The sequence below is a fragment of the Mycolicibacterium sarraceniae genome, assembly GCF_010731875.1.
GTDB lineage: Bacteria > Actinomycetota > Actinomycetes > Mycobacteriales > Mycobacteriaceae > Mycobacterium > Mycobacterium sarraceniae.
This window is the reverse complement of record NZ_AP022595.1, coordinates 2,777,645-2,801,443: the sequence shown is the minus strand read 5'-3', so window position 1 is coordinate 2,801,443 and position 23,799 is coordinate 2,777,645. Positions and strand designations below refer to the sequence as shown.

Genomic DNA, 23,799 nt, shown 5'->3' with positions numbered 1-23,799 from the left:
ACGCTCCAGCAGTTTTCGGTGACCGGGGGTGAGTTAGGGGATGAGCAAGGTGCGAAGTGCTTCGCCGGACTCCAGGTCGTCGAAGGCGGCGGCCGCTTCCGCCAATGGGCGCCGGGCCCAGATCAGCGGGTCTAGTTTGAGCTGGCCGTCCATGTACCGGTCGACCAGCGCCGGGATGTCGATCGAGGGACGTACCGACCCATAGTTGGACCCGAGAATCCGCTGGTCGGCCTCGGCTAGCACCAGAGGTTCGAACGCCGCTTTGGCCCCGGTCGGCGGCAGACCCACGATCACCGCGGCTCCGCCCAGGCCGAGCATCTGGATGGCCTGTTCGGTGGTGCTCGTATGACCGAACGCGTCAAAGGCGTAGTCGACCCCGTCGGGGACGAGGGCGAAGAGTTGCTCTACGGGGTCGCCGAGAGACGCGTCGATGCGGTCGGTAGCACCGAATTGCATTGCGAGCCGGGTCTTGTCGGCCAGCACATCGATCGCGATGATGCGCTCGGCGCCGGCCAGTCTGGCTCCCTGGGCGACGTTGAGTCCTACTCCGCCACAACCGATCACCGCGACCGTCGCCCCCGGTTCCACCGCGGCGGTATTAAGAACCGCACCAACTCCGGTTGCGACCGCGCAACCGACCACAGCGATGACATCCAACGGCGCATCGTCGCGGACCTTGACCGCGCCGGATGCCGGGACCACGACCTCCTCGGCAAAGGACGAGACTCCCAGATAGTGGTGCAGCGGGGTGCCATTGCGGGACAGCCGCGATGTGCCGTCGAACAGGACGCCCTTCGGGCCCACGATGGTCGCCACTTTCTGGCAGCGCGCCTCGTGCCCGGATCGGCAATAACGGCATTGACCACACGGCGGCACCCAGGCCAGCACCACGTGGTCGCCGACAGCCAGCGAGGTCACGCCTTCGCCGAGTTCGACAACCACCCCTGACCCTTCATGGCCCATCACCAGTGGTGCCGGCGCATCCCAGTCACCCCGCTTGACGTGCAGGTCCGAGTGGCAGACGCCGGCGGCAGCGATCCGCACTCGAACTTCGCCCGCGTTCGGTGCGGCGAGGTCGACATCGGTGTGCTCGATGGGGCTGTGCTGGTCTCGAAAGACGATTGCTTTCACGAATTTCCTTGTCGGCGTATCGACGTGCAGCGAACGCACCGAATGTTAGGGAACCGGCGACCGTCCCGTCACTGTGAAAATTTGTGGATCTGCTCGGCGATTTCATCATTCTGTACACTCCCCCAATGGCCTACGACGTGCGCGCCGTGGCAGCCTTCCTCGGCTCTGAACTTGCGGCGGGCACGGTCGATGCCGGCGTCTCCGTCGGGGAAGCAATCACTCTCGACCGGCTGGTGGTCGGCAGTTCGCCCGGTTTCGCCAGCCTGGTGATCGGCGCTCCTGGGGAGTTTGCCTCGGCTCTGGACAACGAAGAACGGTCAGCGCCACTGGCCACCTGCGTCGCCGTTGTGGCCGGCGGGGATTCTCAGTCCGACCTTGCGGCGCGGCTGGCGAAGGCGCAGATCAGCGCGATCTTTGTGCCCGATACCCCGGCCGAAGTCATCTACCCAACCGTGGCCGCCCTGATCGCCGCCGATCAAGCAGCCGAAGACCGCCGTGTCACAACGGGTACCAAAGTCCTCACACAGGTTGCCCGGCGCGGAGGCGTGGTGGCGGTCGTCGCCGAGATGGCTCATCGAATCGACGGCTGGGCAGTCTTACTCGACGCGCGCGGTGAGGTCATCACGACCGCGGGGGCGGGAAGTCTGCATGTGCGGGACGCCGTTGCCGTGGCGTTCCACCGTCAGGTGCGAGTCAGGCACACGGGATTACAGGTCCACCCGGTCGGGCAAGGCGAGGACATCAGTGCCCACCTGGTCATCGGCGCCCGCGGACCGACCAGCCGCAGTCGCGATCTCGCATCGCAGGCGGCCGCACTGTTGGATCTTCTGCTCCGCACCGCAGACAACCCGGCTACCGAGCGGCTAGGCCGAGAGGTGATGCTGGCGACATTGCTGCGGGGTGGCTCGGACGCGTCGGCGCTATTGCGGCGGTGGGGCGTGCACGAACGATCGCTGACCGCATTCGCGGTGGCCTCGCGATCGAGAGCCATTGACCCAGAACGGCTCGCGATCCGCTGGCTGGACGATCTCGGGGCCACTCATGTCGTTGCCGAGCAAGGGGGCAAGGTGCTCGGGTTTATTCGCGACGAAAGCGCCGCTGAGCTGGCGGCGATAGTGGAAGGGCTCAGCACCGATGCCCGCACACCACTTCGGCTGGGCCTGGGCTCCCCCGCCAAGGCGCAGATGCTGGCGCGCTCGGCAGCAGAAGCCACCCAAGCGCTGGAAGTGGCGGTGGTGGATGCCCGGCCGGTCGTCTGGTACCGCTCGCTGGCAACAGTGAGCTACGTCCTAGAAAATCTGGGCGACGGCCCCATAGCGCGTATCGCAGCGGTGCTCGATCCGCTTCGAGATGAGGACGGCCGGCACGGCACATTGATCCGGACGCTCGAAATCTACTTGGCCGAACATGGCGTGTGGGGTGCGGCCGCGACCCGGTTGGGAATTCACCGCCAGACGCTGACCAGCCGAATCCAGCGGGTCGAAGCGCTCACCGCAATGTCGATGGCGAACCCCGACGACCGCGCGACCGCGTGGCTGGCCATCCGCGCCCTGGACACCGAAAGCGAAGCGCGCCAATGACGTTCGCGTCTTGTGGCCGATGGCGAGGTGACCTACACCCCGGGACCTTCGGCGCGTAGGTCGTCGACCTCGGACATCGCCGAACGCAGCTTGGCCAGCCACTCGTCGGCATGCTCACCGACCAGACGTACGCACCACGCGAGCGCATCAGAGCGCGACCGGGCGACCCCGGCGTCGACCAGGGTGTCGAGCACCTGACGCTCGGGCTGCTTGAGTCGCGTCATGACCGGAACGGCGATGTGGGTGAACAGGATCCGCTCAAATCCGTCGTCGCCGACCGCCCCGACTTCGACGCCCCAGGAGACCTTGCGGCCATACCTGTCCTGGCCCTCGTCAGCGATGCGCATCCGCTCGGCACGAGTGTCCTCGCGGAACCGAGACGCCCGACCGGAGGCTCGCGCCTCGCTGTCGGGCTTATCGCTGGATTCGGGCAGTCGCCCGACGACGGTGATCTCCTCGCGGTCGACGATCACGGTCGGGTCTGCGGTGAACCAGCCGTCGGGAAGCCGTCCGGCGAACCATTCGCCGGCGTCGGTGGCGTCGGGTTGATCGGCCTGCTGCCAGCCACCGGGGCGGCCGGGCCGACGGTGCGGGTGATTATGGTTCATGCTTACATGATTACTCTCTTACAGAATACGAGCCAGCTATTCGCTGAGGGCGAACGACTGACGCTCACTCAGTCCCGGCGCGACGGGCGCGGAACAACCTGACTTCGCCGGTGATGCCCTTCAGGCGGCGCGCCTTGGCGAAGGACCACCTGAAGTGCTCGTCGATCCCGATCTGCTCGCGGGCGGATTCCGAGAGCAACACCGAGCCTGGACGGGCGACGGACGTGACCCGGCTCGCCAGGTTGACCGGGCTGCCGAACCAGTCACCGGCGCGACTCACCGCCGGACCGTAGGACAGCCCCGCCCGCAACTCCGGTAGTGCCTCGTCGGAATCGATAACCGCGACGAGGGTGAGCATCGCGTCCAGCAGCGCCGCGGTATCCGTCGACACCAACATCACCGCATCGCCGATCGTCTTGATGAATCGCACGGGTGGGACGGCTAGATCGCGCGCCGCTTCGGCCAGCCGGTTGGCCAGCTGCTCGAGTTGCTCCGGGGGAACTTCCTCACCCAGCCGGGTGAACCCTACGAGGTCGGCAAAGGCAATCGCCACCGATCGCGCGCCGGGCAGCGGCGCCCCGGCAGCGCGCTCGTTGGAGTTGACCGCTTCGGTCTCCATCGCGTGCCGCAGCTGCAGCATCAGCATGTCTTGGATCATTGGGCCGAGCAGCGGCCCGGCGCTACGGACGAATTCCTGCACACCTTTGGCCATCTCGAGCTCGGAGCTGCCCGGGTGCAGCGTCGCACTCAGCGCGGCGTAGCGCATCACTTCCGCGGCGTGCGAAAGTCCTTCCGCCAGAACCCGAACGACGGTGAGCATCTGGTCGGGATCGATGCCCAGATCGAGGAAGCGCTTGATGTGGACCGCGGTGTCCCCGTCAGGCCGCATGAATACCTGGGCGTCCGGGTCTTCGACGTAGGGAAGTCCGCTAGCCCGCTGAAACCTCGTCAACTGGTCGATGTCCAGGCCCGTCCGCTCGCTGATCTGGCGGGCGGACAGGTACGTGCCGTCGTCACCGATGATCCGGCGAGCCGGTAGCAGCATGGGCGCAAACGATGCCCGGATCTCCTCGGCGGTGATGCCCTGGTCCAGTAACCAGACGATCAATTCGGCCCGCTCGGCGCGAGCATCACCGGTCAGCCCGTCGAGCAGCCCGGAGGTCTCAGGGTCGACGGCTTCGCTCACCGACCCAACGTATACGGCGTGCACCGCGGGTGCGGTCATCGACGCCGGCAGCTTGCACATGGTCTCGTCACATCAGACATTTACTTCTCTGACATGTGCAACTTTGGCTCGCGTGAGCACCCGATCATTGGGAAAGAAGAACACGACGGGTTCTGCTGCGACCCCCAAGACCAGGACCGAACTCGGGATCGGATGCACCGGTGGAGTAATCGGCGGCCTGCTAGGCGGAGGAAGCGGTGTCTTCTACGTCCCAGCCTTGGAGAAAGTGGCCACCCTGTCCCGACCGTCGCTGCACGGAACGGCCGGAGCGGGCAACATCGCCGTAACCGGTGTCGGCGCTGCGACGTTCGCACTGGCCGGGGGCTCCATCGACTTTCGCGCGGGGATCGTCCTAGTACTACTAGCCGAAGACCTTGCAGCGCTGCCGGCGGTCAGCGACGGGATCCCGCCTGCTAACCGAGGAGAGTGACCAATCCACGTGCACAACGCACACAAGCTTCTTGACCTCCCCTGATGAGCCAGTTGCCACTACTACAGGGATTTTCGCCGATAATCGGCGACCGCCCCGGCACGCCGATCCTCGGCAAGATGCCCAGCGTTATGTCACTGGCCACCGGAGAATATTACAGCAACCCGCGAGATGTCTTCTGGCACTTGGCTTCTGAGCTGTTCGACTTCGACGCCAACGATCCATATGCGCAGCGATCCCCGTCGCTGTGCGGGAGCGGCATTGCCGTGTGGGATGTGCTCAAGCAGTGCCGTCGACCGGGCAGCCTCGATTCGGCCGTCGAACGAGACAGCATGGTGGCCAATGACTTCGCGACCCTCTTCGCCGAACACCCGTCGACCAGTCCCGCTCAGACCATGCGCTACGCCGACAAACTCGCGGCATGAGCGAAAGGCGTTGTGCGGCTATGACACCGGTGGCCGGCGATGCGCCCACGGACGTGCGGTCTCGATCTGGTGACTCAACGACAGCAGCGTCGCCTCATCCGAAGGCCGGCCAACCAGTTGCACCGACACCGGCACCCCGTCGTCGTCCAGGCCCCACGGGACGACGGCAGCCGGTTGGCCGGTCGCGTTGAAGATGCCTTGGAACGGCACCCGCGAGGCGACCCTCGCCAGCGTCGAGACGCCGCCCCGGTGCTGATATTGGCCAATCCTGGACGGCCCCAACGCAGTACCGGGTGTGATGAGCACGTCGACGTGGTCGAAGATCGACTGTACGCGGGCAGCCAGTGCAGGCTCAGCGGCCCGCACGCGGGCGATGCGCGCGTCCGGAATCAACTTCCCGAGCCGGGCGATGCCCTTCGTCCTCGCCTCGAGCCGTTCGCGGTGCGGCAGCGCAGCGACATCCCGGTAAGCGCCGTGCCACATCCGCGGCAGCAAGTGACCATAGACCGCCCACGCCGGATAGTCCGGATCCCGCCAGAACACCTCGTGGCCCAGATCCCGCAACAGCGACTCGACCCCGTCGAGTGCCCTCTGCTGCGCCGGGCCGATACGGCCAAAGACCGTCGGAGGGATCTTGGTACTCAACGCAATTCGCAGTCGTCCCGGCTCCCGGCTCGCGGCCGCGACGAACCCGCCCGACGGTACCGGCAGCGCAGACGTCGCATCCAGGAACAGTGCGGCGTCCTCCACCGTGCGCGTCATCGGGCCGTTGACGGACAGCCCGTTCCAGGCGTCGTCGTGCGGCGCCATCGGCACCCGGTCGCGCTGCGGCTTGAGACCGAAGAGACCACACCAGGTGGCCGGGATGCGAATGGATCCAGCACCATCCGAGCCGAGCGCCATCGGCGCCAGGCCCGCAGCCACCGCGGCACCGCTGCCGCCGCTGCTGCCGCCGGGAGTGCGCGCCAGATCCCACGGGTTGTGTGTGGCGCCGAAGGCCACCGTCTCGGTGAACGGCCACAGCATCATCTCCGGAACCGCGGTCTTGCCCAGGATCACCGCGCCGGCGTCACGCAGCCGGCGCACGACCTCCGCATCGGCCGTCGGCGCAATGCCGTACGCACTGCTGCCGTAGCAGGTGAATTCGCCGGCGACGTCGACATCGTCCTTGATAGCGATCGGCACGCCCAGTAGGGGTTTGCGTTCGCCGGCGTCCAACAGTTCCTGAGCGGTCGCGGCCTCCCGGCGCGCGCGTTCGGCGAACACCACCCGATATGCACGCAACTCCCGGTCCACGCGCGCGATCCGCTCGAGATAGAGCTCCAACACCGCCGGGGCGGTGAGGGTGCCCTTGACGAGCATCCGGGCCTGCTCTGCGGCACCAGCGAAGGCAAGGTCGGTGGAGTCCATCTGCGCGAGCCTAGCGCCGACCGCTACGGTGACGAGATGGCATGCGTGTTCTGCGAGATAGTCGCCGGTACGGCGCCGGCCATCCGCGTCTACGAGGACGACGACGTCCTGGGCATCCTCGATATCCGGCCGTTCACCCGCGGCCACACCCTGGTTTTGCCCAAACGGCACAGCGTCGACCTGACCGACACACCCGCGGAAACGCTGGCCTCGATGCTCGCCGTGGGACAACAGATCGCCCAGGCAACTCGAGCGTCGGAACTCGGCGCCACAGGGAACAACATCGCGATCAACGACGGCAAGTCGGCCATGCAAACGGTGTTCCACATCCACCTGCACGTGATCCCGCGGCGCGACGGCGACAAACTGTCCGTGGCCAAAGGCATGCTGCTGCGCCGCGATCCCGACCGGGAGGCCACCGGGCGGATTGTGCGCGATGCCCTGGCCGCACTGGATACAACCTCGTGAGAGTGGTGAAATGACCTCGCTAGCCGACAGCGCGCTGATGACGTTCGTGAAGGTGCACGACGCGATCTACCGGCGCACCAACGGGTGGATCGGGCACCGGATGCCCGGCGTCCCGCCCTCGTTGATGTTGCACACCGTTGGCGCGAAAACAGGTGCGCCCCGGTCGATTCTGCTGGCGTACTATCGGGACGGCGCCGACTATCTGGTGGTTGCGTCCAACAACGGCGCGGACCGTAACCCGGCCTGGTACCACAACCTGCGAGCCCAGCCGAAAGTCGAAATCAACCTCGGCAGAAGACGTTTGGCGGTGACCACACACATTCTGCTGCCCGGGGACCCGGACTACGCGCGGTTGTGGCAGATCTGCGATTCGAACAACGGCGGCCGGTACGGCAATTATCAGAAGGGCACCACCCGGCCGATACCGGTGGTTCGCCTGACGCCTTGAGCCGAAAACCCTTGGCCTAGAACAATTCCTTGGCCAGCAGCTCCAGCGTGACCTCACGCGCGGGTGCTGTACGCGGGTCGGTGCCGCGGTACGCCGAGGCGACCGGATTGACCATCACCTCGTCGACGTCGAACTCTGAAGCCACCGCGCGGACCTGATCGGCCGCCTCCGACGGCGAGCCGACGACGGCCTTGGCGCGTCCCGACGCGATGATCGCCTCGGCCTGCGGTTGCATCGTCAGCGCCGCCGCGTCTTCCACGAGATCCAGCGGGCCCAGCGGCTGACCGGTTCGCAGCCGCGCCATCATCTGCAGATTTGGCAGCAGCAGCGCCTCGGCCTCGGCACGCGTGGGCGCCACCGCCGCGTTCACGGTCATGAACGTCACCGGCTCGGCGGCCACGGCGCTCGGCCGGAACTCCGAGCGGTAGGTCGCCAGCGCTTGGACAGTGCCCTGTCCGGCGAAGTGATGGGCGAATACGTACGGCAATCCCTTGGCGGCGGCCAGATGCGCTGAATACATCGACGAGCCCAACAGCCACAGCCGTGGCTCCTCCACCGCGGCCGGTGTGGCCTTGAGGATGTAGTCCTGGTTGCGGATCGGGATGCGCACGCCGCGCGCGCTCATCAACGCCGCGACATCGTCGAGGTACTGCGGAAAGTTCTCGATGTCGGAATCGTCACGGGTGCCACGCAGCATGATCGACGTCACCGGGTCCGAACCCGGCGCGCGGCCGATCCCCAGATCGATGCGGCCCGGAGCCGCAGCCTCCAGCAGCGCGAACTGTTCGGCGACGGCCAACGGCGCATGGTTGGGCAGCATCACCCCACCCGAACCCAGTCGCAGCTGTGTGGTCTGGGCAGCAAGGTAAGCGAGGATCACCGGCGGGCTGGTAGCCGCGACCGCCGGCATGTTGTGATGCTCGGCCACCCAGTAGCGGGTGAATCCCAGCCGGTCGGCGGTCTGCGCCAGCCGCACGGTGGCCGCCAGCGCGTCGCCGGTGGTCTGGTCGGTACGCACCGGAACAAGGTCAAGGACAGAAAGCCGCATAGCAACTTCAACGATACGAGCGCCGTGGTTGTTTCCCCTCACCTCCGCAGGCCGGCCCGCTTGGCGGCGTCGGTGAAGATATCGTCGAGCATGGCCGGGGTGAGCCGCCCGGTGAACATGTTCTGCTGGCTGGGGTGATAGCAGCCCAACAGCACCCGGCCCGCCGTCAGCTCGACGACCGCCCCATGGCCGAATTTCGGTTTCCCCGGACCCAGTAGGTCATCGGCGAGCAGCCGCAACGCGGCCTCCCAGCCGAACCCACCCAGGGTGACGATCACCCGCACCGACGGGGCGATCATGGCCCATTCGGCGCTGAGCCATGGCTCGCACGTCGACCGCTCGTCGGGATTCGGCTTGTTGGCTGGCGGGGCGCACCGGACCGCTGCGGCGATGCGAATATCCTTGGTGCTCAAGCCATCCGCGGCATCGACGCTCGTCGCTTGGTTCACCAGCCCGGCCCGGTGCAGCGCCGCGAACAGCTGGTCCCCGGAGCGGTCGCCGGTGAACACCCGGCCCGTGCGGTTGCCGCCCTGGGCGGCCGGCGCCAGTCCCAGCACCAGAATCTTCGGCCGCGCCGCGCCCCACCCGGTGATCGGCCTGCCCCAGTACGGCTGGTCCGCGAACGAGCGCCGCTTGGCGATCGCCACCTCCTCGCGCCACGCAACCAACCGTGGGCAGGCCCGGCAGACGCTGACCAGGGCATCGAGATCGGCCAGATCGCCGGCCGCCGCGGCGAGTGTGGCCACCTGAGCGGCGTCGACTGCCACCGGCGTCCGCGCCGTCGCGGGATCGCCCGGCCAGCCCGTCCCAGGAGGTACCGGTGATTCGAACGGCACCCCGGTGCGCGGATGGGCGTGGAGGGTCACCGGTCCACAGTGCCCCCGCACGCGGCCGTCCGCGAGAAAACTAGGCTCTACCCAGTGACCAACACGCGCCTCCCCGCGCTGCTGATCCTGTCCTCGGCCTTCCTGGCCGCGGGCGCGAACGGAATCTCCATGGTCGCGTTCCCGTGGCTAGTGCTGCAGCGCACCGGAAGCGCGGTGGACGCCTCGATCGTCGCCGGCGCGGCGACGCTGCCCCTGCTGTTCGCCACCCTCATCGCCGGCACCGCCGTCGACTTCATCGGCCGGCGGCTGGTGGCGATGCTCTCCGATGCGCTCTCGGCCATCGCCGTCGCAGCGATCCCGCTGCTGGCCATCGCCTTCGGCACCGACGTGCTGAACACCCTGGTGCTGGCGGCGCTGGCCGCCCTGGGCGCGTTCTTCGATCCGGCCGGTATGACCGCGCGACAATCGATGCTGCCCGAGGCCGCCGAAAAGGCGGGGTGGACCCGCGACCACACCAACAGCGTCTACGAGGCGGTGTTCAACCTGGCCTACATCACCGGGCCGGGCATCGGCGGTCTGCTCATCGCCACGCTCGGCGGGGTCAACACCATGTGGGTCACCTGCGCACTGTTCGGGTTGGCGATCCTGACGATGGGATTGCTGCGACTCGAGGGCACCGGCCGTCCCGCACGCGAAAAGCTCCCGGACAGTGTGGTTTCCGGCGTCCTGGAGGGGTTGAAGTTCGTCTGGCGCAGCCGGGTGCTGCGCACGCTCGGCCTGATCGACCTGGCCGTCACCGGGCTGTACCTGCCGATGGAAAGCGTGCTGTTCCCCAAGTACTTCACCGACCGCAATGAGCCGGCCCAGCTGGGCTGGGTGCTGATGGCCCTGTCCATCGGCGGGCTGATCGGGGCGCTGAGCTGGACGGTGCTGTCGAAGATCTCCAGCAAGCGCCGGACCGTGCTGACAGCGGTGCTGACGTTCGGCATCGCGGTGGCCGTCATCGCGTTCCTGCCCCCATTGCCGGTGATCCTGTCGTTCGCCGCTGTGGTCGGCCTGGTCTACGGACCGATCGGGCCGATCTACAACTCGGTCATGCAGTACCGCACCCCCGAGCACCTGCGCGGCCGAGTGGTCGGGGTGATGACCTCGATGACCTACGCCGCCGGCCCTATCGGGTTCACATTGGCCGGCCCGCTCGTCGACACCTTCGGTCTGAAGGTGACATTCCTGGTGCTGGCGGTGCCGATCCTGGTGATCGGCGTGTTGTGCCCGTGGCTGCCCGCGCTGCGGGAACTCGACGATGAGCCCGAGTCGCAGCCGACCCACGCTTAGGATGGCACCATGGCGGCGATGAGCGCTGTGGCCGGCCTGGCCGCCGAACTGCCCGACGGGGTCGTCGTCACCGACCCGGACATCGTGGCCTCCTACCGCCAGGACCGGGCCGCTGATCCCGCGGCCGGCACGCCGTTGGCGGTGGTCCGGCCCAGCCGCACCGAAGAGGTGCAGACGGTGTTGCGTTGGGCGTCGGAGAACCGCATCGCGGTGGTGCCGCGCGGGGCGGGCACCGGCTTGTCCGGCGGGGCGACGGCCGTCAACGGTGGGATCGTGCTGTCGACGGAGAAGATGCGCGATATCACCGTCGACCCGGTGACCCGCACCGCCGTCGTGCAACCAGGGCTGCTCAATGCCGAGGTGAAGAAGGCCGTCGCGGAGTACGGGCTGTGGTACCCGCCCGATCCGTCGTCGTTCGAGATTTGCAGTATCGGCGGCAATATCGCCACCAACGCCGGCGGGTTGTGCTGCGTAAAGTACGGCGTGACAACCGATTACGTGCTCGGCCTGCAGGTGGTGCTGGCCGACGGGACCGCGGTGCGCCTCGGCGGGCCGCGGCTGAAGGACGTGGCGGGGCTGTCGCTGACCAAACTGTTCGTCGGTAGCGAGGGCACCCTCGGGGTGATCACCGAGGTCACACTGCGACTACTGCCGCCGCAGCCGGCCGCGTGCACCGTGGTGGCCACCTTCGATTCGGTGGAGGCCGCCGCATCGGCCGTGCTGACGATCACCAGCCGCATCCGGCCGTCGATGCTGGAGTTCATGGATGCGGTGGCGATCAACGCGGTCGAAGACAAACTGCGGATGGGACTGGACCGTTCGGCGGCGGCGATGATGGTGGCCGCCTCCGACGACCGCGGGCCCACCGGCGCCGAGGACGCCGAGTACATGGCTCGCGTGTTCACCGAAGCCGGTGCCAGCGAGTGTTTTTCGACCGCCGACCCGGACGAGGGCGAGGCCTTCGTGGCGGCGCGCCGGTTCGCGATCCCCGCCGTGGAGGCCAAGGGCTCACTACTACTCGAAGACGTCGGGGTGCCGCTGCCGGCGCTGGCCGAACTCGTCGCCGGGATAGCCGAGATCGCCGCCGAACACGACCTGACCATCTCGGTGATCGCGCACGCCGGCGACGGCAACACCCACCCGCTGATCGTGTTCGATCCTGCTGACGCTGCGATGTCCGAGCGTGCCCAGATCGCGTTCGGCGAAATCATGGATCTGGCGGTATCGCTGGGCGGGACGATCACCGGCGAGCACGGCGTCGGGCGGCTCAAGAAGCCGTGGCTCGCGGGCCAGCTGGGCCCGGAGGCGATGGAACTCAACCGCAAGATCAAGGCCGCGCTGGACCCCGACGGCATCCTGAACCCGGGTGCGGTCGTCTAACCACGCCGCTATTCGCCGTTGTCAGCTGCGGCCTCGGCGAACCGGCGACACGCCGCGGGCGCTTCGCCACAGCGAACGGTGCGCGGCTCTTGTCGCCGGGCCTCAAGATCTTTCTTACACCCGCATGGGTCAGTGGGCTGCGAGACGCTAGCATCCTCAGCAAATGAATTTAGTTAACTGGACAGGGCGGGGATGACATGAAAAAGGCGATCGCGGTCGCTGCGTTGGCGTTCGGGGCCCTGATGGGCGCGGCAGGAACGGCCAATGCCACTGATTACCTGGAGACCGACTCCAATGGGGTCCCATGGCACTGGGCCACCGAGGCCGAGTGCCAGGCGGACTCCCCGCTCGTCTGGAACGATCCGCACTTCGACCGGGCCTTCCCGTACTGGTTCTGCGGCCCGGGCGACGGCGGCTGGTACCTATACAGCACTGACGTGCCCCACTGACAATCGGTGGGCAGGTCAGCGGCGGGCGTGCTGGCCTGCGACCGGCGGCGGCTGCGATGTTCGATGACGGTATGACCGTCGTCCGCGAATCCGACACCACATTGTGCGGGCCACCCGCCCGCGCGACCGTCGGCCAGTTGCGGTGCGCTCGGCCGGCATCACCGGACTGAACCGCAAGATCAAGGCCGCGCTTGACCCCGGCGGGATCTTGAATCCGGGTGCGGTGATTTAGGCAGTCTTGCCAGGCGGGTGGTGCAGCAGCCGAGCCGAGAGCAGTCCGTGTACGAGCGCGAGCGAGGCGCACGATGCGCGGTTGGCTGCACCCAGTTTGGCCGATGCGCTCTCCAAGTGGTGACCGGCCGTGCGGGCACTGATGAACAGCTGCGACGCGATTTCGGCGCCAAGCTGTCGCCGACGTAGCGCGGTGCCGTGCTGATCCGGCGGACGTGCATCCAAGCGGTGCCGTCATGCCATCGCAGTACCTCGGGGCGGGCCCAGGGCGCCGCCGCACTGAACGCCAGCACCAACTCAGCGATCAGCTCGCCGTCGGCTGCGGCGTCGCATGCGTCCCCGACGCGGAGTAGATGTGCACCGCCACTATCGTCGACGGCCCATGCCTGGGCCTCTGGGGCGATCAACTCGGCCACCATCCGCGGACGCACGGTGAAATCCAGCTCGTGCGCCACTTGCGTTCGAAGAGCATTGATTTCGGTGACATCGCTGTCGCTCGGATAACGCTGGTCGTCACAGTTGACATGGATGGTGCCGACGTAGGTGCTGCCCCGGGTCACCAGGCGCGCGGAGAGACCCTCGTCGAACCCCGCCGGCCGGAAACACCGTGTTGACCGAGTATCCGTCGCTATAGTCCGGGTAATCACGCCATCGCAGTGCACCCAGATCACGGGTACGCATGGCATCGAAGAGTGGATCGTGGTCGATGAACCAGTTGTTCAGATGGTCGATCACGACATCGGGATAGTCGCGATTGGCGATATCGACATGACATTGCTGAATAGGATCCCACAGGCAGATCGCCGACGCTGACGACGCCGCGCGGGAACTCAGTGTGTCCAGCAGGTCGTGGGCGCGAGTTTCGATGCTCCCGGCACCGCCCATGACGTCACCGTAGATCCCTGCCATCGCGTCGTCCTCCGTACTCACCCATGCGCCAACTCGTCATCATCAGGAGGGTGTGTTTCCGCGCAAGCCGGCGCGGTGTTCACCGTCGTCGTTGGCGACTGACTGAACGCGTTTTTCCGGGAGTACAGGGGCGCGGGGTTGACCGCACAGACCATGCCCGTGATGTCGATGTGCGTTGACGAAGAAGAGGTCCGCAGTATCGGTGCCGAAACGCTGACCTACCCGCAGGCTCGGGCCTTGATCGCCGACTAGGTTATCGAAGCAGCAGGGCGGGCGCGTCTGTGGCCGACGCGGCGGCCCACGGTGCCCGGATTCTCACCGACGACGATGTCCCGCCCGGTGTTCCCGACCTGCTGGGTTCGATCCAAGTAGAGGCCTTTTTCAACGACGGAAAGAAGCTCGTCACCGTGCACGACGCGATCCGGCCTGGCACCGGCGACCAGAGTGAGGCTTGCCATCCGCCCCGGCGAAATCCTGCCGGCTGACGGCTATCTCGACCTCAACTTCGGCCGGCCGACGGTAAACCTGGCCGTTACCAACACCGGTGACCGCCCGATTCAGGTGGGGTCGCACTTCCATTTCTTCGAAGCCAACCGGGCGCTGCGGTTTGACCGGGCCGCCGCCTTCGGCACCCGACTGGACATCCCCTCGGGTACTGCGGTGCGGTTCGAAGCCGTTGCGACACAGGAGATAGCGCTCACCTGTTACGGCGGTGACCGCATCGTGATCGGACCGAACATGATGACAAATGGTGCCGCGCAGGGCGTACCCGCACCCGACACCTTGGCGGCGTTGTGGGCCGCCGGGTTCCTGGACACTGCGCAGCCCGGAGGATCCTGACATGGCGTACCGGATCAGCAGGGCCCGCTACGCCGAACTGTACGGTCCCACCACCGGGGACCGGGTCCGGCTGGCGGACACCGAGTTGCTGGCCAAGGTCACCCACGATCACACCGTGTACGGCGACGAGGCCGTTTTCGGGGGCGGCAAGACCATGCGGGAAGGCATGGCGCTACACGGTGACGCGACAAACGCCGAGGGCGCATTGGATTTCGTGATCACCAATGCGCTGATCATTGACGCGGTCCTCGGTATCCACGAGGCGGACATCGGCATTCGCAATGGCCGTATCGCCGGCATCGGCAAGGCCGGCAACCCGCGCACCATGGACGGCGTGAGCAGGGCCTGGCCGGGGCGATCGGCTACAAGATCCACGAGGATTGGGGTGCCACCCCCGCCGCTATCCGAGCCTCCTTGGACGCCGGCGATGAACTGGACCCACAGGTGCAGATCCATACCGACACTCTCAACGAGTCGGGCTTCTACGAGGACCCCATGGCCGCGATCGGCGGCCGCCCGATCCACACTTATCACGCCGAAGGGGCGGGCGGTGGGCACGCACCCGACATCATGCGGGTGGTCGGCGAACCGTATTGCCTGCCGTCCTCGACCAATCCGACAAATCCGCACACGCTCAACACGTTCGACGAGCATCTCGACATGGTGATGGTGTGCCATCACCTCAACCCACGGATCCCCGAAGATGTCGCCTTCGCTGAATCCCGGATCCGGCGCGAGACCATCGCCGCCGAAGATGCCCTGCACGACCTCGGCACCATCTCTGCGATGGGATCGGACTCCCAGGGCATGGGCCGGATCGGCGAAACCATCGCACGGACATGGCAATTGGAGTCGCACATGGGGGCCACCCGTGGCCCGCTACCCGCTGACGAACGTACCGATGCCGACAATGCCCGCATTCTGCGCCACATCGCGAAGCTCACCATCAACCCGGCGCGGCTGTTCGGCATCGACCACGAGGTTGGGTCACTGGAACCGGACAAGCTCGCCGACATCGTGCTGTGGGAGCCGAGGTTCTTTGGCATCCGCCCCGAAGTGGTCTTCAAGGGCGCCTGGGGCCTGGGGCGACCTCGATCCACGAGCTGGACATCGGACTGACCGCCGCTGTGCCGATAGCCGCCAGTTATGTTAGGGCCGCGAAAGGCTTGTGCCGCAGTGCAATCATCCTCTAACCCTCCCAGCGTTGTTGTTTCCACGCATCTAGGCACCGGGCCGTTCCGCTGGCCGCCAGGCAGCGCACGTCCCACTTTCTTGTCCAATTTCACCGAAAAAGGACACTCAGTGGACAAACCATCTGGGATTAGGACAAATCTACTGGGAAGCTACAACGCTCCTTGACACAACCCGACTCTTGTCGTAACCATAAGACATGACCGCAGTTCTGTCTCACAAGGCGGAGGCTAGCTTCGAGCTCGCCACCGCCGAGAACTGGGGCGAACGCTGGCCGATGTACCAGGCCCTGCGTGACCTCGATCCGGTGCACCACGTCGTGCCGGACAACGCCGAGCACGATTACTGGGTGCTGTCCCGGCACGCCGACATCTTCACCGCCGCTCGCGACCACGAGACGTTCTCCTCAGCCCAGGGCCTGACCGTCAACTACAACGAGCTGGAACTGATTGGGCTGCAGGATAACCCGCCAATGGTGATGCAGGATCCGCCGGTGCACACCGAGTTTCGCAAGCTGGTGTCGCGGGGGTTCACCCCCCGGCAGGTCGAGGCGGTCGAGCCCAAGGTGCGCGAGTTCGTCGTCGAGCGCATCGAGCGGCTGCGCGCCAACGGCGGTGGCGATATCGTCACCGAGCTGTTCAAGCCGTTGCCGTCGATGGTGGTCGCGCACTACCTCGGCGTGCCCGAGCAGGACCGCTGAGCTTCCCCAGTTTGAGTGGACACCTGAGATAGCGGGGCCGAGGGTCCTGCTGGAAGGATGTCGGGATGTCTCGAACTCGTCGGTCGTTTACACCGGAGTTCAAAGTGGAGGCTGCTCGGCGGGTGATTGATGGTGGCCGATCGGTCACTGAGGTTGCCCGGGAGTTGAACGTTCATGAGAATCTGTTACGTAAATGGGTTGTAGCTGAACGGGTTCGGGCCGGTGCCGCTCTCGACGCGCGCGAGCTACCGCCGGACGGGGACCGGTCGGCGGTCGAGCACGCGGAGTTGGTGCGGTTACGTGCTGAGCTTGCCGAAAGGACCGTGATATTGCGTTCCTGAAAAAAGTATCGGCGTACTTTGCGGCACAGCAACACCGGTGAGTCGTTTCGAGCTCATCGCCGCGGAGTGCGCCGACCACGACATCTCGAAACTCACCGAGCTGCTGGGTGTTTCGCGGTCCGGTTTCTACGCGTGGGCGGCACGGCAATGCCGGGTCGAGCTGTCTGCGCACCAGCAGTGGCGCCGGGATCTGGAGGTGAAGATCCTGTCCCATTGGAAGGCCTCACGCCGCACGTACGGGTCGCCGCGGATCACTGCCGATCTGCATGCCGAAGGCGTCACCGTCTCGGAGAACACCGTCGCCAAGGTGATGGCCGAGATGGGCGTCGAAGGCATCAGCCCGCGCACGTTCAAGGTCAAGACCACCGTTGTCGATCCGACCGCATCGTTCCCGCCGGACCGGGTCGGCCGGGTCTTTGACCAAGGGCGTATCGATGCGGTGTGGACCTCTGATATCACGTACTTGACCTGCGGTGAAGGGATGCCTTCCTGTGTGCGATTCGCGATGAACACTCGCGGCGGGTGTTGGGTTGGTCGCTGGCCGACCACATGCGCACTGAGCTGGTCGAAGCCGCCGTCGATGCTGCGGTGTTCATCCGCGCCGGCAACGTCGCCGGCACCATCCTGCATGCCGATCGAGGCGGTCAATTCACCAGCCACGACATGGCCCAGGTTTGTTCTGAGCATGGCTTACTGCGCTCTATGGGAGCGACCGGGATCTGCTGGGACAACGCCGGAGCCGAATCGCTATGGTCGACGGTCAAACATGAGTATTACAAACGCCACGCGTTCACCACGTACGCGAATCTTACTGCAGGACTTGACAATTACATCAGATTCTACAACCATGAAAGGCGACACAGTTCGTTAGGGATGATCTCACCCATCGACTTCGAGATCGCCTCACAGCCACGTCAGCAATCAAGCTAACCGTGTCCACTTTTTCTGGGGAACCTCACGCGACCAGTTCGACGGCTGGACCGACGCCATCGTAGCGGCCAACACCTCTACGGAGGGTATCGGCGGAGCACTGAGCGGCCTCACCGAGGCGCTGGGCCAGATGATGTGCTACTTCACCGAACTGATCGAGCGGCGCCGCCGCGAACCCGAAGACGACACGGTGTCGCACCTGGTGGCCGCCGGGGTCGGTGCGGACGGCGATATCGCCGGCACGCTGTCAGTGCTGGCCTTCACCTTCACGATGGTCACCGGCGGCAACGACACCACCACCGGCATGCTCGGCGGCTCGATGCCGCTGTTGCATCAGCGGCCTGACCAGAGGCGGCTGCTCATCGACCAACCGGCGTTGATCGCCGACGCCGTCGACGAGCTGCTGCGGCTCACCTCGCCGGTACAGGGGTTGGCCCGCACCACAACCCGGGCCGTCGAACTGCACGGCAAGACCATCCCTGCGGACCGTAAGGTACTGCTGCTGTACGGCTCGGCCAATCTCGACGAACGCCAATATGGCCCGAACGCCAAAGAACTCGACGTCACCCGCTGCCCGCGCAACATACTCACGTTCAGCCACGGTGCCCACCACTGCCTCGGCGCGGCCGCTGCACGCATGCAGGCCAGGGTGGCATTGACCGAATTGCTCTTGCGCTGCCCCGATTTCGAGGTCGACGAGGCAGGGATCGTCTGGGCCGGCGGCGGGTATGTGCGCCGTCCGCTGTCGGTGCCGTTCCGGGTGCTTGGCTGATGGCAGGCAACGATTGGCTGAGTTCACGACGCGCTGAAGTGGCCGCCGACCGCATTCTCGACGCTGCCGGCGAGTTGTTCGCCGGTCACAACGTGGGCAGCATCGGGATGAACGATATCGCCCGTGCCGCAGGGTGTTCCAGGGCCACGCTGTACCGCTACTTCGAGAATCGCGACGTGCTGCACACCGCGTATGTACACCGCGAAGCCTATCGGTTGCACAAGCAGATGTCCGAGCTGACCGGCGGCATTTCCGATCCGCGCGCGCGGCTACTGGCCGGGCTGACCACATCGATGGCGTTGGTGCGCGAAAGCCCCGCGCTGTCATCGTGGTTCGCCACCGCGGACTCCCCCATCGGCGCCGAGATGGCTGAGCAGTCCGAGGTCATTCAGGCGCTGACGTCGGGCTTCCTGCTGTCACTGCGGCCCGACGACCCCGACGTCGTGCACCGCCGCGCCCGCTGGCTGGTTCGAGTACTGACTTCGCTGCTGATCTTCCCGGGCCGCAACGCCGATGATGAGCGCGCGATGCTCGAGGAGTTCGTCGTTCCGATGGTGTGCCCCAGCGAAACCGAGCCCGCGACCACCGCATCGAGTCTGTCCACAGATAGCACTTCATCCCCATAAACGCGCACTGCGCGCAGGCTCGGTAGACATCGTGTCGGGCTCCGGTCCGACGCTGTCGGCATGGATATCGAAGGTCCCTTCATCGGCAGCGAAGCCATCGCCAATGGAGTTGTGCGAAGCCATCAGTTGCGCGCCCACTATCGCGCCGTCTTTCCCGACGTGTACGCCCTGAAGGGATCACAGCTCACCCTTCACCAGCGCGCCCGGGCCGGATGGCTTTGGTCGCATCGGCACGGCATCGTCATGGGCCTCACCGCGGCCGGCCTGCATGGCGCGAAGTGGCTGGATGACTCCCTACCGGTCGAACTCGTCGCGGCAAATGCCAGGCCGCCGCGCGGCGTAAGCACCCACGATCTGTCCCTCCAAGTCGGGGAGCGGATGGTGTTGGGCGGCTTACCTGTCACAACGCCGCTGCGCACGGCGTTCGACATCGGCCGGCGCCGTCCCACCCGAGTAGCGGTCGCTCGGATGGATGCACTGTTGCGCGCGACGGGTATTGGAGTTCCAGATATCAGCACGATGGCCATGCAACACCCTGGTGCGCGGGGCCTTCGCCAACTGGAGTCGGTATTGGCGCTGGTCGATGCCGGCGCTCAATCCCCGAGGGAATCCTGGCTGCGCCTTACGCTCATCAATGCCGGGCTTCCCCGGCCGCAGACGCAGGTACCTGTTCAGTGCCCCGACTCGTTCACGACCTATTACCTCGACATGGGATGGGAAGACATCATGGTCGGCGTCGAGTACGACGGCGACCATCACCGCACAGATCGTTGGCAGTACGCCAAAGACAATCGCCGACGCGAAGATCTGGAGCGCCTCGGTTGGGTCGTCATTCGCGTGCTTGCTTCAGACACGACGGGCGATATCGTGCACCGCGTGCGCGATGCGTTCGCACGTCGAGCATCGAGTCTGCGATGAGCGCACCGAGTCTGCAGCCAGCGCGGGATTTTAGGGAAAATTGCGCGCTCACCGCAGTCTCGGCGCAACAACTATGTGCGCACCCGGGTGAACCGGTGCAGCACCCAGGCCACCGGGATCGTCATCACCAGCGTGACCACGAACAGCGCCGGTGCCGACCCGGTGTAGACCGGCCAGCCCAGCACTTCGACCATGGCGATCTCCATCACCACGAGGTGAACGAGGAAGATTTCGTAGGAGATCTCCCCGAGCCACACCATCGGCCGGCTGCCCAACAGCCGGGCGTACCACCCCCGGTTGCCCAGTGCCAGCGGCGCGACCACCAGCGTCGCGATCGCAGCGTAGAACCCGGTTTTGACCAACGCCTCGGACAGACCTGTCGGTGAGGTGGTCGGCTCCCCGGCGATCGGGGTGGACACGATGAGGAAGCTGACGATCGCCAGCGATACCGCGATGAAGCCATAGACCCGAACTCCCATGGCCTGCAACACCGTCAGCAGCATGCCGCCGATGAACCACGACAGGTAGCCGGGCAGCCAGAGCCGGGCACCGCTGGGCAGGAAATCCGTCGTGTGCACCAGCACCATCCACGCCAGGCTGACGAGCGCGAGCACGACCAGCCCGGTCAGCAGCAGCCAGGGCCGCCACCGTCGCCGGCACACCACGACCAGCAGCAGCCACGCCAGCACCGGCAGAACGGCGTAAAACGCCACCTCGACGGCCAGGCTCCACATCTGCGTAAGTCCTTGGTGCAGATAGCCGTTGAACATGTAGTTGTCGGTATAGATCTGGGTCAACGTCAGGTTTCGCAGCAGGCCGATCCAGGTATGGCCGGGATTCGGCCCGGCGGAACGGAAGTGGTAGATCAGGTAGGCGGCCAGGACGGTGACGACGTAGGCCGGCATGATTCGCCGCACCCGGTGCCAGGCATAGCGGCGCACCGACGGACCTGTCCCACCGCTCGCCGCGGCCCGCACCCAGGGCCCGAACAACAGATAGCCCGATAGCACGAAGAAGATCGGCACACCGATCTCCAGGCGCGAATACACCAGGCCTACAAAGCCATGCGTGTACTTTCCAGTGGTGTAGGCCGCGTGAGTACCCAGCACCAGCAGTGCGGCTAACGCACGGACGCCGGTCAACGAGGCAACCCGGTGGACGCCGGAGACTGCTTCCAGTCCGCCTTGGTCTACCCGGCTGGACGCGGTCATCGACTCGTGCGCCGGGGCTTCCCGCCGGTGGGACGCGACTCGGGACGCGTGTCGTAGCGTGGACTGCCACGGTCGGGCTTCAGGTCGATCAAGATCCCGGAAATCCGGGTATTCTCAAGGGCTTTCAGCGTCTGCTTGGACAACGTCGCCGGCAGCTCGACCAACGAGAAATCGCTCTTGATGGTGATGTGCCCGAAATCGCTGCGGTGCAGCCCACCCTCGTTGGCCAGCGCGCCGACGATCGAGCCGGGACCGACCTTGTGCCTCTTGCCGACTGCGATGCGATACGTCGCCAGGTCGTCGCGAGTCTTGCGCGGCGCGCGTTCCCGCTCGTCGCGGTCGGGCCGCTCTCTACGCTTCTCGGGCGGCGGCTCGGTCATCAGGAATTCCGCACCGTCACGACTTTGTAGCGCCAGCGCCGCGGCAATATCGGCCATCGGCACGTCATTGTCGCGCTCGTAGTCCTCGATGAGGCGACGGAACATGTCGAAGCCTGGTGCGTTGAGCGCCTCGGTGATCGAGTCCTGGAACTTGGCCACCCGCTGGGCGTTGACGTCCTCGACACTGGGCAGCTGATCTTCGGTAACCGGCTGGCGGGTCACCTTCTCGATCGACTTCAGCAGATGACGTTCCCGCGGGGACACGAACAACAGCGCGGTCCCGGATCGCCCGGCTCGCCCGGTGCGCCCGATGCGGTGCACATAGGACTCCGGATCGTGCGGGATGTCGTAGTTGAGCACATGGGAGATGCGTTCGACGTCCAGCCCGCGTGCCGCCACATCGGTGGCGACCAGGATGTCGATCGCGCCGCTCTTGAGCGCAGCGATGGTCCGCTCACGAAGCGCCTGCGGGATATCACCGTTGATGGCGGAGGCGGCGAACCCGCGGGCCCGCAGCTTCTCGGCGACCTCCTCGGTGGCTTGCTTGGTCCGGACGAACACGATCATCGCCTCGAACGGTTCCACCTCGAGCAGCCGGGTCAGCGCATCCATCTTGCGCGGCCCGGCGACCTGGATATAGCGCTGGGTGATGTTTTCGGCGGTGGCGGTTTTCGACTTGACCGCCACCTCGACGGCGTCGTGCAGGTACTTAGAGGTGATCTTGCGGATCGCGGGCGGCATGGTGGCCGAGAACAGCGCGACCTGCTTGTACTCCGGGGTATCGGCCAGGATCCGCTCGACATCCTCGGCGAAACCCATCTGCAGCATCTCGTCGGCCTCGTCGAGTACCAGATAGTCCAGGTGCGACAGGTCCAGGCTGCCCTTTTCCAGGTGGTCGATGACGCGTCCCGGGGTTCCGACGACGACCTGCGCGCCGCGCTTGAGGCCGGCCAGCTGCGGGACGTAGGAGGAGCCGCCGTAGATCGGAAGCACATTGATGTTTCGGTGCGCGCCGTAGCGGCTGAATGCCTCGGCGACCTGCAATGCAAGCTCACGCGTCGGGGCCAGCACCAGCGCCTGCGTGGTGCGGCTGGTCGGGTCGATCTTGGAGAGAATCGGGATCGCGAATGCCGCGGTTTTCCCGGTTCCGGTCTGGGCCAGACCGACGACATCGGAGCCCGCCAGCAGCGCCGGGATGGTGGCCGCTTGGATCGCCGAGGGCGTTTCATAGCCGACGTCGGCCACGGCCTGCAGTACGGCGGGGTGGATCTGCAGGTCGGCGAAGGTCTGGGGGGTGTCGTCCGGGGATGTCATCGGATCTGCAGTCTACTGCCGGAGCGTGCCGTAATCGCGCTCCGCCCGCAAAGGCCGGTAGCGTCGCCCCTGTGTGGTACGAGCCGGCGGGCGGGAGCGCAGCGACCCGGGCAATAGGACTGACCATCGCAGCGGCGGGAGCCGCGCTGGCCGCCGCGCTCGCGGGCTGCAGTTCAGGCGACTCGACGGTGGCCAAGACCCCCCAGCCGACGACCACCGCTGTGACCACCACCGAGGCTCCGCCACCGCCACCGCCAGCGCCTCCCCCGACCACCACTCCGCCGCCGGATCCATGTGCGGTGAACCTGGCCGCACCGACCATTGCGCAGACCGTCTCTGAACTTCCCCGCGACCCCCAGAGCAATCAGGGCTGGAATCCCGAGCCCATCGCCGGCAACTACAACGAGTGCGCGCAGTTGTCGGCGGTGATCATCAAGGCCAACACAAACGCTGACAAGCCCAACACCCGCGCGGTGATGTTCCACCTGGGCAAGTACATCCCGACCGGAGTTCCCGACACCTACGGCTTCAACGGTGTCGACACCACCCAGAGCACCGGCGACACCGTCGCGCTGGCCTACACCAACGGCCTCGGCATGAGCAGCGTGGTGAAGTTCCGATGGAACGGCAATGGCGTCGAGCTGATCGGCAACGGCTGACCCGTCGGCCCGC

25 protein-coding genes and 5 pseudogenes are annotated in these 23,799 nt (G+C 66.1%); 21 read left to right on the top strand and 9 right to left on the bottom strand.

Annotated elements, in window-relative coordinates; all coding sequences use genetic code 11:
- Positions 1-33: 33 nt before the first annotated feature.
- Complete coding sequence (locus G6N13_RS14110) at positions 34-1,131, bottom strand: alcohol dehydrogenase catalytic domain-containing protein (protein WP_163697927.1); 1,098 nt, start codon at positions 1,129-1,131, stop codon at positions 34-36.
- 125 nt (positions 1,132-1,256) lie between these two features.
- Between G6N13_RS14110 and G6N13_RS14105 the strand changes: the two genes are divergently transcribed.
- Positions 1,257-2,711, top strand: coding sequence for a PucR family transcriptional regulator (locus G6N13_RS14105; protein ID WP_163697925.1), 1,455 nt, complete (start codon positions 1,257-1,259; stop codon positions 2,709-2,711).
- Positions 2,712-2,743: 32 nt separating this feature from the next.
- Here the strand turns inward: G6N13_RS14105 and G6N13_RS14100 are convergent, their stop codons facing one another.
- Complete coding sequence (locus G6N13_RS14100; protein WP_163697923.1) at positions 2,744-3,319, bottom strand: ATP-binding transcription factor AbmR; 576 nt, start codon at positions 3,317-3,319, stop codon at positions 2,744-2,746.
- A gap of 64 nt (positions 3,320-3,383) precedes the next feature.
- Positions 3,384-4,544, bottom strand: a complete 1,161-nt coding sequence (locus G6N13_RS14095) for an adenylate/guanylate cyclase domain-containing protein (RefSeq protein ID WP_163697921.1) — start codon at positions 4,542-4,544, stop codon at positions 3,384-3,386.
- A 19-nt stretch (positions 4,545-4,563) separates the two neighbouring features.
- On the opposite strand from G6N13_RS14095, the gene G6N13_RS14090 reads away from it, so the two are divergent.
- Positions 4,564-4,974 carry a TSUP family transporter gene (locus G6N13_RS14090; protein ID WP_235677758.1) on the top strand — a complete coding sequence of 137 codons (411 nt, stop codon included), beginning with the start codon at positions 4,564-4,566 and terminating at the stop codon, positions 4,972-4,974.
- 44 nt (positions 4,975-5,018) lie between these two features.
- On the top strand, positions 5,019-5,399 hold the full coding sequence (locus G6N13_RS14085) for a DNA-deoxyinosine glycosylase (RefSeq protein ID WP_163697919.1): 381 nt from the start codon (positions 5,019-5,021) through the stop codon (positions 5,397-5,399).
- An 18-nt stretch (positions 5,400-5,417) separates the two neighbouring features.
- On the opposite strand, the gene G6N13_RS14080 is transcribed toward G6N13_RS14085, so the two are convergent.
- Entirely contained in the window at positions 5,418-6,809 is a 1,392-nt protein-coding gene (locus tag G6N13_RS14080) for an amidase (RefSeq protein WP_163697916.1), read from the bottom strand.
- Positions 6,810-6,845: 36 nt separating this feature from the next.
- Between G6N13_RS14080 and G6N13_RS14075 the strand changes: the two genes are divergently transcribed.
- Together G6N13_RS14075 and G6N13_RS14070 are read left to right on the top strand one after the other, a co-directional pair.
- The gene (locus tag G6N13_RS14075) at positions 6,846-7,277 is read left to right on the top strand and encodes an HIT family protein (RefSeq protein ID WP_163697914.1); all 432 of its coding nucleotides are present in this window, start codon (positions 6,846-6,848) and stop codon (positions 7,275-7,277) included.
- Positions 7,278-7,287: 10 nt separating this feature from the next.
- Positions 7,288-7,725: a nitroreductase family deazaflavin-dependent oxidoreductase gene (locus G6N13_RS14070; protein ID WP_163697912.1), complete on the top strand. Its 438-nt coding sequence runs from the start codon at positions 7,288-7,290 to the stop codon at positions 7,723-7,725.
- Positions 7,726-7,741: 16 nt separating this feature from the next.
- Here the strand turns inward: G6N13_RS14070 and G6N13_RS14065 are convergent, their stop codons facing one another.
- Both G6N13_RS14065 and G6N13_RS14060 read right to left on the bottom strand, forming a co-directional pair.
- The gene (locus G6N13_RS14065) at positions 7,742-8,773 is read right to left on the bottom strand and encodes an LLM class flavin-dependent oxidoreductase (RefSeq protein WP_163697910.1); all 1,032 of its coding nucleotides are present in this window, start codon (positions 8,771-8,773) and stop codon (positions 7,742-7,744) included.
- 38 nt (positions 8,774-8,811) lie between these two features.
- Entirely contained in the window at positions 8,812-9,639 is an 828-nt protein-coding gene (locus G6N13_RS14060; RefSeq protein WP_163697908.1) for a uracil-DNA glycosylase, read from the bottom strand.
- A gap of 54 nt (positions 9,640-9,693) precedes the next feature.
- On the opposite strand from G6N13_RS14060, the gene G6N13_RS14055 reads away from it, so the two are divergent.
- From G6N13_RS14055 to G6N13_RS25910, 4 genes are all read left to right on the top strand, one after another.
- Positions 9,694-10,935 carry a multidrug efflux MFS transporter Tap gene (locus tag G6N13_RS14055; protein ID WP_163697907.1) on the top strand — a complete coding sequence of 414 codons (1,242 nt, stop codon included), beginning with the start codon at positions 9,694-9,696 and terminating at the stop codon, positions 10,933-10,935.
- Positions 10,936-10,953: 18 nt separating this feature from the next.
- On the top strand, positions 10,954-12,315 hold the full coding sequence (locus tag G6N13_RS14050; RefSeq protein WP_163697905.1) for an FAD-binding oxidoreductase: 1,362 nt from the start codon (positions 10,954-10,956) through the stop codon (positions 12,313-12,315).
- 197 nt (positions 12,316-12,512) lie between these two features.
- Complete coding sequence (locus tag G6N13_RS14045; protein ID WP_163697903.1) at positions 12,513-12,764, top strand: hypothetical protein; 252 nt, start codon at positions 12,513-12,515, stop codon at positions 12,762-12,764.
- 142 nt (positions 12,765-12,906) lie between these two features.
- Entirely contained in the window at positions 12,907-12,996 is a 90-nt protein-coding gene (locus G6N13_RS25910) for an FAD-linked oxidase C-terminal domain-containing protein (RefSeq protein ID WP_163697901.1), read from the top strand.
- Here the strand turns inward: G6N13_RS25910 and G6N13_RS26195 are convergent.
- A pseudogene (locus G6N13_RS26195) lies at positions 12,993-13,904 on the bottom strand (LuxR C-terminal-related transcriptional regulator). The gene G6N13_RS25910 and the pseudogene G6N13_RS26195 overlap by 4 nt on opposite strands.
- 138 nt (positions 13,905-14,042) lie before the next feature.
- On the opposite strand from G6N13_RS26195, the gene G6N13_RS25895 reads away from it, so the two are divergent.
- The 11 genes and pseudogenes from G6N13_RS25895 to G6N13_RS13980 all read left to right on the top strand — a co-directional run bounded on the left by G6N13_RS25895 (position 14,043) and on the right by G6N13_RS13980 (position 20,222).
- Positions 14,043-14,156, top strand: a complete 114-nt coding sequence (locus tag G6N13_RS25895; RefSeq protein WP_322789267.1) for a hypothetical protein — start codon at positions 14,043-14,045, stop codon at positions 14,154-14,156.
- Between the two features lie 29 nt (positions 14,157-14,185).
- Positions 14,186-14,389: an urease subunit gamma gene (locus tag G6N13_RS14025; RefSeq protein WP_163697898.1), complete on the top strand. Its 204-nt coding sequence runs from the start codon at positions 14,186-14,188 to the stop codon at positions 14,387-14,389.
- On the top strand, positions 14,349-14,744 hold the full coding sequence (locus G6N13_RS14020; protein WP_163697897.1) for an urease subunit beta: 396 nt from the start codon (positions 14,349-14,351) through the stop codon (positions 14,742-14,744). The genes G6N13_RS14025 and G6N13_RS14020 overlap by 41 nt, the downstream gene beginning before the upstream one ends.
- A 1-nt stretch (position 14,745) precedes the next feature.
- Positions 14,746-15,827, top strand: a pseudogene (locus G6N13_RS14015) (urease subunit alpha); the annotation flags it as partial.
- Between the two features lie 307 nt (positions 15,828-16,134).
- Positions 16,135-16,632 (top strand): annotated as a pseudogene (locus G6N13_RS14010) (cytochrome P450); the annotation flags it as partial.
- Between the two features lie 68 nt (positions 16,633-16,700).
- On the top strand, positions 16,701-16,976 hold the full coding sequence (locus G6N13_RS14005; protein WP_163697894.1) for a transposase: 276 nt from the start codon (positions 16,701-16,703) through the stop codon (positions 16,974-16,976).
- A gap of 37 nt (positions 16,977-17,013) precedes the next feature.
- Positions 17,014-17,262 (top strand): annotated as a pseudogene (locus G6N13_RS26190) (IS3 family transposase); the annotation flags it as partial.
- Between the two features lie 236 nt (positions 17,263-17,498).
- Positions 17,499-17,906 (top strand): integrase core domain-containing protein, encoded by a 408-nt coding sequence (locus G6N13_RS13995; RefSeq protein ID WP_163697892.1) that lies wholly within the window; start codon positions 17,499-17,501, stop codon positions 17,904-17,906.
- Between the two features lie 28 nt (positions 17,907-17,934).
- Positions 17,935-18,678 (top strand): annotated as a pseudogene (locus G6N13_RS13990) (cytochrome P450); the annotation flags it as partial.
- Entirely contained in the window at positions 18,678-19,304 is a 627-nt protein-coding gene (locus G6N13_RS13985; RefSeq protein ID WP_163697890.1) for a TetR/AcrR family transcriptional regulator, read from the top strand. The pseudogene G6N13_RS13990 and the gene G6N13_RS13985, both read left to right, overlap by 1 nt.
- A gap of 60 nt (positions 19,305-19,364) precedes the next feature.
- On the top strand, positions 19,365-20,222 hold the full coding sequence (locus tag G6N13_RS13980) for an endonuclease domain-containing protein (RefSeq protein ID WP_163697888.1): 858 nt from the start codon (positions 19,365-19,367) through the stop codon (positions 20,220-20,222).
- 71 nt (positions 20,223-20,293) lie between these two features.
- Here G6N13_RS13980 and G6N13_RS13975 read toward each other — a convergent pair whose 3' ends face one another.
- On the bottom strand, positions 20,294-21,433 hold the full coding sequence (locus tag G6N13_RS13975; protein WP_163697886.1) for an acyltransferase family protein: 1,140 nt from the start codon (positions 21,431-21,433) through the stop codon (positions 20,294-20,296).
- Positions 21,430-23,127, bottom strand: a complete 1,698-nt coding sequence (locus tag G6N13_RS13970) for a DEAD/DEAH box helicase (protein WP_163697883.1) — start codon at positions 23,125-23,127, stop codon at positions 21,430-21,432. Before G6N13_RS13970 ends, G6N13_RS13975 begins: the two co-directional genes overlap by 4 nt.
- A gap of 71 nt (positions 23,128-23,198) precedes the next feature.
- On the opposite strand from G6N13_RS13970, the gene G6N13_RS13965 reads away from it, so the two are divergent.
- Positions 23,199-23,786: an LppP/LprE family lipoprotein gene (locus G6N13_RS13965; RefSeq protein ID WP_407663732.1), complete on the top strand. Its 588-nt coding sequence runs from the start codon at positions 23,199-23,201 to the stop codon at positions 23,784-23,786.
- The last annotated feature ends 13 nt before the right edge of the window (positions 23,787-23,799 follow it).